The following is a 13,503-nucleotide window of genomic DNA, read 5'->3' as shown; positions in this document are numbered from 1 at the left end:
CAATGAAACTTAACCTTTTACCCCTCCGGCAGTCAGGCCATTAACTAGCCAGCGTTGCGCAAGCAGGAACACTAACGTAATCGGTAACGCGGAGAGCACAGCCGCAGCGGCGAAATCACCCCACAGATAGTTCTGCGGATTGAGGTACTGCTGCATGCCGACCGCCAGCGTATAACTGTTTACATCACGTAATAACAACGAAGCGACCGGGACTTCCGTTACCGCCGCAATAAATGACAAAATGAACACCACCGCCAGAATAGGCACTGACAGCGGCAGCAGAATTAAGCGAAATGCCTGCCACGGTGTCGCGCCATCCAGCGCAGCGGCCTCCTCCAGCGAGGAGTCGATGGTTTCGAAATAGCCCTTAATCGTCCAGACATGCAACGCAATCCCGCCTAAATACGCAAACACCAGGCCCGCATGGGTATTCAAACCGATAAAGGGCAGATATTGCCCGAGCCGATCAAACAACGCATACAGCGCCACCAGTGAAAGCACCGCCGGAAACATTTGGAAAATCAGCATGGCTTTCAGCAAGCTGGCTTTACCGCGAAAACGTAATCGTGCAAAAGCATAGGCACAGGTGGTGGAAAGCGCCACTATCCCGACGGCGGTAATTGCCGCCACTTTCACTGAATTCCATAGCCACAACAGCACCGGAAAAGGTGGTGGTGTGACGCTACCGTTGTCATGCGTAACCGAAAAGCCGAGCGCCAGTTTCCAGTGATCCCAGGAAATCTGGTCCGGGAGCAGGCTGCCAATGGCGTAGTTACCCGGGCGCAGGGAGATGGCGACCACCATCAGTAACGGGTACATAATCAGGACAATAAAGCCGAGTAATAACAAATGGGTGAGGAATAAACGCAGCTTTTGGGATTTAGGTTGAACGATAGCCATGCTTTTTCCCTCACTCAATCTTCATTCGTGTGGCTTTTAGGTTCAGGATCGCTAACGCGCCAACCAATAGGAAAATCAGTGTGGCGATGGCCGCCGCGAGGCCGAAATCCTGCCCGCCGCCGCCTTCAAAGGCGATGCGCCACGTGTAACTCACCAGTAAGTCGGTATAGCCCGCCGGTGTGGTGGTGCCGAGGCGATCCGGCCCGCCGTTAGTTAACAACTGGATGAGCACGAAGTTATTAAAGTTAAACGCAAAACTGGCGATCATCAGCGGCGTTAGCGGTTTGATTAACAACGGCAAGGTAATGCGAAAGAAGTTTTGGCGTGGCGTGGCGCCGTCCAGCGCCGAGGCCTCATACAGATCCTCCGGAATGGCTTTTAACATCCCCATGCATAGAATCATCATATAAGGGTAGCCCAGCCAGGTATTGACAATAATCAGCATGCTGCGCGTCATTAAAGGGTCGCTAAACCACGCCGGTTTCACTCCAAACAGGCTAGCCAGCATGATATTGATTTCCCCAAAGCTTTGGTTAAAAAGCCCTTTGAAAATCAGTATCGAGATAAACGCGGGTACCGCATATGGCAGGATCAGCAGCAGGCGGTAAACCGCACGTCCTTTCAACGCCTCCCACTGCATGAGGCAGGCCAGTACCATACCAACCGCGACGGTTAACACCACGGTTAGCGCGGAGAAGGCGATGGTCCAGAAAAAGATCGCAATAAAGGGTTTTTGAATCCCTTGATCGGTGAAGACGCGCAGGAAATTTTTCCAGCCAATGGTGACGGTATACCCGGGGCTTAACTTTTCGTTACTCCACTGGCCATCTGCGGTTTTGGTTTGATAAAAACCGCTGGCATTATTGGGGTACCACACCTTGCCGCTTTGCTTATCGGTCAAACGCTGGTCAGCGCCAAGCGCATACAACGGTTGCGTACCGGAAAACTGACGTAACGAACTCATGCGAACCTGCGAACCGTTCGGTAAGACAGCGGTCAGTTGCCCCAGCGCCTGGCGATTCTGGGTGATGACACGCAATAGCGCCTTTTCTCCGGAGGGTGGCGTAGCTGAGGCGCTGAGCGTGAGGGTTTGCTGCGCGTTTGGGTTAAACGTAAACGGCGCTGAGACAAATTGCGTGCTGTTGTCTCCCGCCAGCGCCAACACCCATGCGTTTCCTCGTGGATACAGGCTAAAGGTATAACCCTCTCCCGATTGGTATTGGCTTTGCAATAACACCTGTTGCGCGCGCTCGAACGTCAACTGGTTAGTGCTGCTGTAATTGGTAAAGGCGATGGCGATGGTACAGACCAGCGGGAAGAGAACAAACAGCCCCATCCCGGCCAAGCCCGGATACACATAACGCCAGGCGGAAGTGCGGTGGCGGGAAAAAATCGCCAGACCAGTGCCAAGCAGCACCAGCGTGACGATGGCGAACAGATACTCTCCCTGGGCGTACATCAACATCACCAACCAGGCGGTGAAGAGGGTACACAAAGCAATCATCAGCCACTTCAGGGCGTTATGCCACCGCGATGCGGGTTTTGCCATGGTAAATTCCTTGTGCCTGTTCGCCTAACCGTGGCCTGATTGGCCTATTTAGTGATCCGGGTTTGCGCGTCTTTCAACGCCGCCGGTACGGTTTGACGCCCGCTCAATGCATTCTGTATCGCGCTACGCTCTGCATACCAGAAGGCCGCCATTTGCGCGACGTTTGGCATGATTTCCCCTTTTTGCGCGTTATTCATGGTGGCGGCGATCTTCGGATCTTTCGCCAGCTTCTCTTGGTAGGATTTCAGCGCAACGGCGCCCAGCGGTTTATCGGCGTTAACTTTTGCCAGACCGTCATCGGTCAGCAAATAGTTTTCCAGAAACTCTTTCGCCAACTCTTTATTTGGGCTGGCGGCATTAATCCCGGCGCTCAGCACCCCAACAAAAGGTTTAGACGGTTGTCCTTTAAAGGTTGGCAGCAGCGTGACGCCATAATGGATTTTGGCGCTATCGATATTACCCCATGCCCACGGGCCGTTGATGGTCATCGCCGTTTCGCCTTTATTAAAAGCGGCCTCGGCAATCGCATAATCGGTATCGGCATTGAGGTGCTTGTTTTTAATCAGATCGACGAGGAATTGCAGACCTTCCTGTGAGCCCTTATTCGCCACGCCAACGTCTTTCAGGTTATAACTGCCATTGGCTTCTTTCTTAAACGCGTAACCACCATTGGCGGCGGTAATTGGCCAAGTGAAGTAGGGTTCTTGCAGGTTAAACATCAGCGCGCTTTTCCCTTTGGCGCGCAGTTGCTTATCAAGCGCCGGAATCTCTTCCCAGGTCTTCGGCGGGGTTGGCAGCAGGTCTTTGTTGTAGATCAGCGCCAGCGACTCTACCGCGATGGGGTAGCCAATCAGCTTACCGTTATAGCGTACCGCGTCCCAGGTAAAGGGGTAGATCTTATCCTGTAACGCTTTGTCGGGCGAAATTTCGGCCAGCAGGCCGGATTGCGCATAGCCGCCGAAGCGATCGTGCGCCCAAAAAATAATATCCGGGCCATCGCCGGTTGCGGCGACCTGTGGGTATTTCTCTTCCAACTTATCGGGATGTTCGACCGTGACTTTGATGCCGGTATCTTGCTCAAACTTCTTGCCGACTTCCGCCAGCCCGTTGTAGCCCTTGTCTCCGTTAATCCAGATAACCAGCTTACCTTCTTCGATTTTTGCTAACGCAGCACCCGGTAACAGCGCGGTAGTGAGCGTACACAACAGCAACGTTTTGGCATTCAGTTTGAACTTTGACATGTCTCTTACCTCTAATCATGAGCGGTCGACTGTTACGCACGCAGTCTGCGGATAAGCGATTGCTGACTCATCATCCCCACGTCTACGCCCCCGATTAACGAAGTGTGATCGCTCTAGCTATTTCCTCCATTTCTGTGTAGTGCCCCGCAAAAAAAGCCCCGCTTTTTTGCCAATTCGATCACGAAAATCTGCCGAAGAATTCAGGATTCACCCGGCAACCATCCTCTTCATCCTCCTTTCTCCTCCCCCATAAAAAAGCGCAAGGCGGAGGAGTCGCCGCCGTCAGACTTCTTGCACACTCGCAGCCATTCAAATGGTTGTGAGCGATCGGGAGAGGCGAATGGCAAGCGTTGTGCTGAAGAATGTCACCAAAGCCTGGGGTGACGTTGTGGTATCAGAAGATATCAATCTTGCTATCGCTGACGGTGAGTTTGTGGTGTTTGTCGGCCCGTCGGGCTGCGGCAAATCAACCCTATTACGCATGATCGCCGGTCTGGAAGAGATCACCTCTGGCGAGCTACTGATTGATAATCGCCGCATGAATGAAGTGCCGCCCGCCGAGCGTGGCGTCGGCATGGTGTTCCAGTCCTATGCGCTGTATCCCCACCTCTCGGTGGCGGAAAATATGTCTTTCGGCCTCAAGCTGGCGGGCACCGCAAAAGCGGAGATCCAGCAACGCGTCAACCAAGTAGCGGAAATCCTGCAACTGGCGCACCTGCTTGATCGGCAGCCGAAAGCGTTGTCCGGCGGGCAGCGTCAGCGCGTGGCAATTGGCCGCACACTGGTGGCGGAGCCGCAAGTATTCTTGCTAGACGAACCACTTTCTAATCTCGATGCGGCACTGCGTGTGCAGATGCGTATTGAAATCTCGCGTCTGCACAAGCGCTTACAACGCACCATGATTTACGTCACCCATGATCAGGTCGAAGCGATGACGCTGGCCGACAAGATTGTGGTGCTGGAGAAGGGACATATCGCGCAGATTGGCGCGCCGTTGGAGCTGTACCACTATCCCGCCAACCGCTTTGTCGCCGGGTTTATCGGCTCGCCGAAAATGAATTTCCTGCCGGTTAAGGTCACCGGTACCGCCATTGATCAGGTCCAGGTTGAGCTACCGAACCAACAGCAAATTTGGCTGCCGGTTGACAGCACCGATGTGCAGGTCGGCGCCAATATGTCGCTCGGTATTCGCCCTGAGCATCTGCTGCCCAGCGATGTTGCTGACGTCACGCTTTCCGGCGTGGTTCAAGTGGTTGAGCAGCTTGGTCACGAAACGCAAATCCATATTCAAATCCCCGCGCTGCGTCAAAACCTGGTGTTCCGCCAGAACGACGTGGTGTTGGTAGAAGAAAGTGCCCATTACGCCATCGGCCTGCCGCCTCAACGTTGCCATCTCTTCCGTGAAGATGGTCGCGCCTGTCGCCGGCTGCATCAAGAGCCGGGCGTTGAAGCACGACAGCAATAGCAATGATAACAGGAGAACAATGATGATAATGCTGCGTAAATATCCTCTGGCCGTGGCGGTGGCGACAGCGGCGACGCTGATGGCTTCGCAAGCCGGTGCGGTTGATTTTAAAGGCTACGCACGTTCCGGTATTGGCTGGACCGGGAGCGGCGGTGAACAGCAATGCTTTAAGGCGACTGGCGCCGATTCAAAATATCGTCTGGGTAACGAATGTGAAACTTACGCTGAAGTGGAATTAGGGCAGGAAGCGTGGAAAGAGGGCGATAAAAGCTTCTACGTTGATACCATGATCGGTTATGCGGTAAGTCAGCTTAACGATGACGAATCCACCAGCCCTAGCGTACGTCAGATGAACGTGGTGGGTAAAAACCTGATCGACGCATTACCGGGCGCCAATATTTGGGCCGGTAAGCGTTACTACCAGCGTCACGATGTACACATGATCGACTTCTACTACTGGGACGTTTCTGGTCCTGGCGGCGGTCTGGAAAACGTTGATCTTGGCTTCGGTAAACTGTCTCTGGCGGCAACGCGTAACAGCGAAGCCGGCGGTTCAGAAGGCTTTATTGATAGACGACTTGATCCCCGTGACACCAAGCCGCTTTCCAACGATATTTTCGACGTGCGTTTAGCGCAGATGCAAGTTAACCCGGGCGGTTCGCTGGAACTGGGCTTTGACTATGGTCGCGCCAACGAAACCGACGGTTTCAGGGCCTCCTCGGATGATAATACCAAAGATGGCTGGATGGCGACGTTAGAACACACCCAGACCTTCTACGGCACTAGTCTGAACAAATTTGTGGTGCAGTACGCGACCGATGCAATGACGGAAACCAGCGGACGTCCGAACACGGCTGAAAACCGTGACGGCCATATGATTCGTGTGATCGACCACGGCGCCATCGACTTTAACGATACCTGGAGCCTGATGTACGTTGGTATGTATCAGGACGTTGATCGCGACAATAACAACGGTACCACCTGGTACACGGTGGGCGTGCGTCCAATGTACAAATGGACGGAAACCATGAGCACCTTGTTGGAAGCCGGTTATGACAACGTGAAGTCACAGCGTACCGATGATACCAACAACCAATACAAAATTACCCTGGCGCAGCAATGGCAAGCCGGTAACAGCATTTGGTCACGTCCGGCCATTCGTCTGTTCGCAACCTATGCCAAATGGGATGAGAAATGGGGCTACGCCTCTTCTCAGGAAGGCGATCGTAACTTCGATATCGCCGGTACGACGGCTGGTCTGGCGTATAGCGATAACGCGACCCACACCTTTAGCCGTGGTAATGACGACGAAGTTTCCTTCGGTATTCAGATGGAAGCCTGGTGGTAAACCAGCAGTCTGTGCGGACGCTTAGCGTCCGCCAGCATCATAATTAGCCCGTATCCTCTTTGCCTGAAGGATACGGGGCTTGACCCTGAGGATAAAAAAATGAAAAAACATCTTCTGGCGCTGTGCCTGTTCCCGGTACTCAGCCTTTCGCTGCTGCCCGGCGCCTACGCCGCGACGGTTAACCCACAGAATGTCGCTACCGCGCCAACCATCCCACAGGATAAGTTACAAAACCTGCCGTGGATGGCCCTCACGCCGCCGGTCAGCCAGGACATTGTTCTGAATGCCTCCTCGGTGGGGATTAATTTAGGGAATATCACCGGCGGCGTAGCGGCTATCGCCCTGCCTGCCGATCAGGGATCGCTAGAAATTACCCTGTCGAGCATTATCAAAGATTTGCATGTGTATGCGCCTAACGTGTTGGTGCTGGATGAGCAAATGCAGCCCGCCGCCTTTTTCCCGAGCAGCTATTTCCCGTATGAAAAGCCGGGCGTAATGTCGGGTAACCGGTTGGAAAACACCATGAAGCTGACGCCAGTATTGGGGCAGCGACAGATCTATTTACTGGTTTACACCACCACGCGTGATTTAGCGGAAACCACCACGGTGATTAACCCCGCCAAGTTGTATGCGGAAGGTGCCAGTAACGCGATTCCTGACGTCGCCGATCCGATTGCACAACATACCACCCAAGGCACGTTAACACTGAAGGTTAAAACCGAACAGAACAGCGGCAACATCATGATCGGTAAATTGTTTGGCGCCTCAGACCCTAAACCGGTAGTGATCGGTAGCACCGCCGCCGCTGCCAATACCGCACCTTCGGCGCCGGCCGCCGCGCCAATGGCAGCGCCTGCCACTTCTGCCCCGGCGGCAAAAGCCGAGCCGGTACTGAACGACACGGAAAACTACTTTAATAATGGTATTAAAAAGGCCGTTAAAGCCGGTGATATTGATAAAGCGCTGAAGCTGATGAATGAAGCTGAACGTTTAGGTTCAACCTCGGCTCGCGCGACATTTATCAGTAGTGTGAAAGGCAAGGGATGATTTCATCCCCATATTGCTGATCTTGCTGGATGATTGGTGCGTCATTTGACGCACCCTTTTTACTTTCGCCGATGCGGATTTTCCGCCGCACTGCGTGTTCTGTGCGATGCACTGCGCTACACTATGGCTCCTGATTTTCTATCGGAGATGCCGTATGCCGAATAACGCGCTTAGCCTGCTACGAGCAATTGAATGGCTGCCTACTTCATCCCCCTCTTTATCGCCAGCGTTGCTGGGTTGGTTAATGGAGGAGGATTCGATGACCAGGCGATTTGAGCGCCACTGCGGGAAAGTGACCGTTGAGCCCATTCGGGAAGGCTTTATTTCTGCTGAAGAAGTGGGTGATGACCTTCAATTTCTGCCAACTGAAACGCGTTACTGGTTGCGTGAAGTCATCTTGTTTGGCGATGGCGTGCCTTGGCTGGCGGGTAGAACTCTGGTGCCGGAATCGACGCTGAACGGGCCGGAAACCATGCTGCGTGAGCTAGGTACGCGTCCGCTCGGGCGTTATCTGTTTTCAACCTCCACACTGACACGGGATTTTATCGAGCCCGGCACGGTGTCATCACTCTGGGCGCGGCGTTCGCGTTTGCGTCTGTCGGGCAAGCCATTGCTGTTGACCGAACTTTTTTTGCCTGCGGCGCCGTTATACCTTAGCCATTCGCCAGAAGGGATGGATTGACGTGGAAACAAGTTTGCAAGTGAGTAAATTTCAGGCGTATAGCCGCCTGATGCGCATTGATAAGCCGATTGGTTCGTTGTTATTGCTGTGGCCTACGCTGTGGTCGCTATGGCTTTCCGGGATGGCGGTGCCGCCGCTGGGCGTGCTATTAGTCTTCGTACTTGGCGTGTTCTTTATGCGCGCGGCGGGCTGCGTAGTGAATGATTTTGCTGACCGTAAGATCGACGGGCACGTAAAACGTACGCGTGGGCGTCCGTTACCTAGCGGAATGGTGAGCGAGAAAGAAGCGAAAGGGTTGTTCGTTATCCTGGTTCTGATCTCATTTGCGCTGGTGTTAACCATGAATGCGATGACCATTTGGCTCTCGTTTGCCGGGCTGGCCTTGGCGTTTATCTATCCCTTTATGAAACGTTATACCAACCTGCCGCAGGTGGTATTAGGCGCGGCGTTTGGCTGGTCGATCCCGATGGCCTGGGCGGCGGTAAGTGAAGCGTTACCGCTAACCTGTTGGTTAGTATTTGCCGCCTACATGTGTTGGACAGTGGCCTACGATACCGAATATGCGATGGTTGACCGTGATGATGATTTAAGGATTGGCGTCAAATCGACGGCCATTCTGTTTGGTCGTTTTGATAAGCTGATTATCGGCCTATTGCAAATGGCTGCGCTGGCGATGTTGACCATCGTCGGTATTTTGATGCATCTGAATGGCGCATTTTATTGGGCGTTATTGTTGGCGGCGACGCTGTTTTTTCACCAGCAGAAGCTGATTGCCAGGCGGGATCGGGCACGCTGTTTCCAGGCGTTTTTGAATAATAATTACGTCGGTTTAGTGATTTTTATCGGCGTATTGTTAAACACCTCACCGTTTACCCGCCTGGTTTGATGCGAGGGCGCGGGAAGTAAAAATCCGCCTTCATAGAAGGCGGCTTTGTTTTTCGCCCCATAGGGGCGTACTAAGTTCGGACTCTTAGAGCCCTCTCTTCACACCTCATGAAGCGACAGTTGTTTATCTTCAACTTCATGCTTCTCTTGATATTTTACATATTTACGGATCATTTCAGCATTCACGCCCACTGTATCCACGCAGTATCCTTTGGCCCAAAAGTGATTGCCCCATAACTTGTGCTTGCGCAGGTAGGGGAACTTGTTGAACAACCTGATTGCTGTTCTGCCTTTCAGATGGCCCATTACTTCTGATACTGATAACTTCGGTGGAATATTTACCAGCAGATGCACATGATCTAACTGCACATTTAACTCAACTATCTGGATTTTAAGCTGTTCGCTTAAAATCCAGATTTGCCGATAAACCTCTTTACCAACATTTCCTTTTAATATCCTGAAGCGACACTTTGGCGTCCAGACTATATGGTATTGACAATGCCACAGCACGTGGGAAGCTTTTTGAAACCTGCTCATGTTGAATTTCCTTATCAGTTGTGGGGACAACAGATGAGGAGTTTGACATGGGCCGGTTTTTACAGGCAGAGCCAGAACCGAGGCGATAACCACGTCCATAGGACGTGGTTTTAAGTTGGAAATAAAAAAGGGCGAATGTTCATCATTCGCCCTTTTTATCACCATTATCAACGACGGCGGCTATTCGTGCGCCGCAGCGCTCTCAATGGTCAACCGCACATCATGGGTAATCAAATCGGCCAGCAGATGATACACGCGTAATGTCTCGTCTAACTGCGCGTCGCCGGTATCACTGATATAGCCTTCATCGCGTAATGTTAGAACCAGCGATGCGAATACCGCCTTATCGAAAAACTCCGGCGCATTAATACCGTGCAACACCGACAGGCGTTGTGCCATGGTTCGGCTCTCTTTCTCCAGCGAACCGCGGTTAATGGTTGGATTCGCGCTCAAAATGGAGAAGGTAATGGTGTAGCGCTGTAATGTTTCACGCACGCCAGCCGCCAACAGTTGCAAGGAGCGTAGGCGTGGCGGATTAATACGCAGCGAGTTTTCATCGCTGACTACCAGCCCCTGGCGTGCTAGTTCGGCGGTGAGATCGCTCAGCACTTGCGCTAACTCCTCTTTGCGCCAGCGGAGGAACAACTCGCTTTTCAACATTGGGTAAAGCGTGGTGACCTGATGCAGCAATTCGGCATGTGAAATTTCCCGATGTTGTTGCACGATGGCGGCAATAAGCGACGGGATCACCAACATATGATGCACATTGTTACGGTAATACGTCATCAGCACCGCTTGCTCACGCGGCAGTACAATAATTTCACCGATACTGTCCTGCTCGGTTTCGAACTTATTCATTCCCAACGCGTGGTTTAACAGGGCTTCCGGCGTAACATCCGGTACGGTGGATTCCGGCGAGTAGGGGACATTACGCAGTAATTGCAGGTAGCAATCCAACTGTTCAATTAACTGCTCGCGCGTGAGCGAACGCTGGCGCGAAGCTAATAACGCGGTCACGCACAGGTTCATGGCATTCGCGGCACCGGCATTATTGATCCGTACCATCACCTTTTGGGCAATATCATTGACCGCCGGGGTTAACCAGTTCGGGCGTTGTGCCTCAATCGGATCGATAGCCTCGCGCCACTCCGGCACCCGTTGGTTCAGATAATTGATCAGCGGTAACGGTTCGCCAAAGTTAACGTAGCCCTGCCCGAGGTTGCGTAGTTTACGCAGGCCGCGCACCATTTGCAGGAACCCTTCTTTCTCCTTCGCCGCGCCGCGCAACTCTTTCGCGTAGGTGCCAACCTCAATTACATGCTCGTAACCAATATAAATCGGCACTAATGTGATGGGGCGATTACCGCCGCGCAGCATCGCCTGGATAGTCATCGAAAGCGTGCCGGTCTTCGGATCAAGCAAGCGACCGGTACGTGAACGACCGCCTTCAACGAAATATTCCACCGAGTAGCCGCGGGTAAACAGTTCGCCGAGATACTCACGAAACACGGTCGAGTAGAGTTTATTCCCTTTGAAGGTTCGGCGGATAAAGAAGGCGCCCAGACGGCGGAAAATCGGCCCGGCAGGCCAGAAGTTCAGGTTAATTCCTGCGGCAATATGCGGTGGGACCAGCCCTTGATGATAAAGCACGTAGGAGAGCAGTAAGTAATCCATATGGCTGCGATGGCAGGGAACATAGACAATTTCGTGCCCGTCCTGCGCGAGTTGACGAACGCGCTCACCGCCGCTGACATTAATCCCCTGATAGAGCTTGCTCCATGTCCAACCCATCACGCGATCGGTCAGACGAATGGCCTCGTAGGAGAAATCAGCGGCAATCTCTTCCATGAGTTCAATGGCGTTTTGTTGTGCTTTCTCGTGCGAGATTTTTTTGCTACGCGCTTCGTCTTCTACCGCTTTCGCGATAGCTTTGGACTGCAACAGGCGGTTAAACAAATCCTGACGCGCCGGTAAGCTTGGACCAACTGCCGCCAGGCGTTGGCGGGCAAAATGCATCCGCGCCACGCGCGCCAGTTTTTGCGCAATGGTTTTATCTGTGCCGTGCTCGGTCGCCATACGGCGTAGCGAAACCGTTGGCGAGAAGCGTACAAAGCTATCGCGCCCCAGCCACAGCACGGCGAAGAATTTCTGTACGCCATTCAAAACTCGCAAATGGGGTGCCGATTCGCCCTGGATTTCACGACCCGGCGCGCGACCGAACATCACCGAAACCGGCACCATCTGCACATCTAACTCAGCGTTACTGCGGTGCAGGTCCAGATAGTCGTGGAACAGTTTGACCGATTGCAAGTTAGGCACGAAATAGGGGAAAACACGCGGGCCGTCATGGATAAACACATGGCGCGGCAGCAGCGTCCCGTCAATCTCCAGCGGTTCCAGCGGATCGGGAAGATCATAACGGCGGCATTGCATGCGCAAAGCAAGGAGATCGGCCTTTGAATCATAAGGCAATACATACATAATAGGGCGCGACGTATCGAGCCCCAATTCGGCGATCGGGTGTGATGGGATCGCCTTGCTTTTCACCAGAAAAGTAAGTGGTAAATTCAACAACTTATAATAGATTTTACGCCAACCTGACATAGACAACATGAAGCCTCTTGTTAGCAAAGCGCCGCAAGCATACCAGAAAGCGCTTCGAATATCTGTTGTGTTGCACGGTGTGCGACACCTTCACATTGACGTTAAACATTCCAAAGGGTTCCCTGATTATGGCAAATAACGTAACCGGCATGACGCGAATCATAAAAGCGGCAGGTTATTCTTGGAAAGGATTACGAGCCGCGTGGCAAAATGAAGCGGCGTTTCGGCAGGAATCGATAGCGGCGCTGGTGGCGATCGTGGTGGCATGTTGGCTGGATGTTGATGCCATTACCCGCGTCTTGCTCATCGGGTCGGTATTTCTGGTGATTATTATTGAAGTATTGAACAGTGCAATTGAAGCGGTTGTAGACCGGATTGGCAGTGAAATTCACCCGCTGGCGGGGCGCGCGAAAGATATGGGGTCGGCGGCGGTCTTGCTGAGTATTCTGTTGGCGGTCTTCGTATGGGTGATGCTGCTGTGGCCGCATCATTTGGGATGAGGCTTCCAAAAATGCACAAACCGCTGTTTTTTACCCACGTTTAGGTTTTCAATCCGTAAATACCTGTATATACTCACAGCGACTGTATAAACAACCAGGGGGCGGGATGAAAGCGTTAACGGCAAGGCAGCAGCAGGTTTATGACCTGATTCGTGACCATATTAATCAAACCGGTATGCCACCGACGCGTGCTGAAATCGCCTCCCAACTGGGTTTTCGTTCCCCGAATGCGGCAGAAGAGCATCTGAAAGCGCTGGCGCGTAAGGGCGTGATTGAGATTGTTTCCGGCGCTTCGCGCGGTATTCGCTTAATGGCGGAAGAGGAAGAGGGGCTACCGCTGATTGGGCGCGTCGCCGCCGGTGAACCTCTGCTGGCGCAAGAGCATATTGAAAGCCGCTTTCAGGTTGATCCGTCGCTATTTAAACCCAATGCGGATTTTTTACTGCGCGTTAGCGGTATGTCAATGAAAGACATCGGTATTATTGACGGCGATTTGTTAGCGGTGCATAAAACGCAGGATGTGCGCAACGGCCAGGTGGTGGTGGCGCGTATCGATGATGAAGTTACCGTTAAACGCCTAAAAAAACAGGGTAACATTGTACAGTTGCTGCCGGAAAATAATGAGTTTGAGCCTATTGTGGTCGACTTGCGTCAACAGAACCTGACCATTGAAGGTTTGGCGGTGGGCGTGATCCGTAATAGCGACTGGCTGTAACCGCCATCTGATAACGCGTCGGTCTTTGCC

Annotated in this window: 12 protein-coding genes; 7 read left to right on the top strand and 5 right to left on the bottom strand. The window is 52.8% G+C overall.

From position 1 onward, the window contains the following. Positions 1-9: 9 nt before the first annotated feature. From malG to malE, 3 genes are read right to left on the bottom strand one after another with little or no spacing between them, the layout of a single operon-like run. A complete protein-coding gene (gene malG, locus PMPD1_RS20400; RefSeq protein WP_173635771.1) occupies positions 10-900 on the bottom strand; it encodes a maltose ABC transporter permease MalG in 891 nt (296 codons plus the stop codon). Positions 901-910: 10 nt separating this feature from the next. After that, complete coding sequence (gene malF / locus PMPD1_RS20395; RefSeq protein WP_173635770.1) at positions 911-2,449, bottom strand: maltose ABC transporter permease MalF; 1,539 nt, start codon at positions 2,447-2,449, stop codon at positions 911-913. Positions 2,450-2,493: 44 nt separating this feature from the next. Further along, positions 2,494-3,690: a maltose/maltodextrin ABC transporter substrate-binding protein MalE gene (gene malE, locus PMPD1_RS20390; RefSeq protein ID WP_173635769.1), complete on the bottom strand. Its 1,197-nt coding sequence runs from the start codon at positions 3,688-3,690 to the stop codon at positions 2,494-2,496. 340 nt (positions 3,691-4,030) lie between these two features. On the opposite strand from malE, the gene malK reads away from it, so the two are divergent. The 5 genes from malK (at position 4,031) to ubiA (ending at position 9,118) form a co-directional block, all read left to right on the top strand. Next, positions 4,031-5,155 (top strand): maltose/maltodextrin ABC transporter ATP-binding protein MalK, encoded by a 1,125-nt coding sequence (gene malK / locus PMPD1_RS20385; protein ID WP_173635768.1) that lies wholly within the window; start codon positions 4,031-4,033, stop codon positions 5,153-5,155. 19 nt (positions 5,156-5,174) lie between these two features. After that, positions 5,175-6,503 carry a maltoporin LamB gene (locus PMPD1_RS20380; protein WP_173635767.1) on the top strand — a complete coding sequence of 443 codons (1,329 nt, stop codon included), beginning with the start codon at positions 5,175-5,177 and terminating at the stop codon, positions 6,501-6,503. A 99-nt stretch (positions 6,504-6,602) separates the two neighbouring features. Then, positions 6,603-7,550, top strand: a complete 948-nt coding sequence (gene malM / locus PMPD1_RS20375; protein ID WP_173635766.1) for a maltose operon protein MalM — start codon at positions 6,603-6,605, stop codon at positions 7,548-7,550. A 154-nt stretch (positions 7,551-7,704) separates the two neighbouring features. Beyond that, the gene (ubiC, locus tag PMPD1_RS20370) at positions 7,705-8,232 is read left to right on the top strand and encodes a chorismate lyase (protein ID WP_173635765.1); all 528 of its coding nucleotides are present in this window, start codon (positions 7,705-7,707) and stop codon (positions 8,230-8,232) included. Positions 8,233-8,251: 19 nt separating this feature from the next. Further along, positions 8,252-9,118 carry a 4-hydroxybenzoate octaprenyltransferase gene (ubiA, locus tag PMPD1_RS20365; protein ID WP_435529745.1) on the top strand — a complete coding sequence of 289 codons (867 nt, stop codon included), beginning with the start codon at positions 8,252-8,254 and terminating at the stop codon, positions 9,116-9,118. Between the two features lie 98 nt (positions 9,119-9,216). Here the strand turns inward: ubiA and tnpA are convergent, their stop codons facing one another. Both tnpA and plsB read right to left on the bottom strand, forming a co-directional pair. Beyond that, positions 9,217-9,654 (bottom strand): IS200/IS605 family transposase, encoded by a 438-nt coding sequence (tnpA, locus tag PMPD1_RS20360; RefSeq protein ID WP_173635763.1) that lies wholly within the window; start codon positions 9,652-9,654, stop codon positions 9,217-9,219. A gap of 180 nt (positions 9,655-9,834) precedes the next feature. Beyond that, the gene (gene plsB, locus PMPD1_RS20355; RefSeq protein WP_173636303.1) at positions 9,835-12,258 is read right to left on the bottom strand and encodes a glycerol-3-phosphate 1-O-acyltransferase PlsB; all 2,424 of its coding nucleotides are present in this window, start codon (positions 12,256-12,258) and stop codon (positions 9,835-9,837) included. Between the two features lie 128 nt (positions 12,259-12,386). Here plsB and PMPD1_RS20350 point away from each other — a divergent pair, with 128 nt between their 5' ends. Both PMPD1_RS20350 and lexA read left to right on the top strand, forming a co-directional pair. Then, on the top strand, positions 12,387-12,758 hold the full coding sequence (locus tag PMPD1_RS20350; RefSeq protein ID WP_173635762.1) for a diacylglycerol kinase: 372 nt from the start codon (positions 12,387-12,389) through the stop codon (positions 12,756-12,758). A gap of 106 nt (positions 12,759-12,864) precedes the next feature. Next, entirely contained in the window at positions 12,865-13,473 is a 609-nt protein-coding gene (gene lexA / locus PMPD1_RS20345) for a transcriptional repressor LexA (protein WP_173635761.1), read from the top strand. Positions 13,474-13,503 lie beyond the last annotated feature (30 nt).

The organism is Paramixta manurensis (genome assembly GCF_013285385.1).
In the GTDB taxonomy this organism is placed as follows: domain Bacteria; phylum Pseudomonadota; class Gammaproteobacteria; order Enterobacterales; family Enterobacteriaceae; genus Paramixta; species Paramixta manurensis.
The sequence above is the reverse complement of the archived record's forward strand: the minus strand, read 5'-3'. Positions and strand labels throughout refer to the sequence as shown.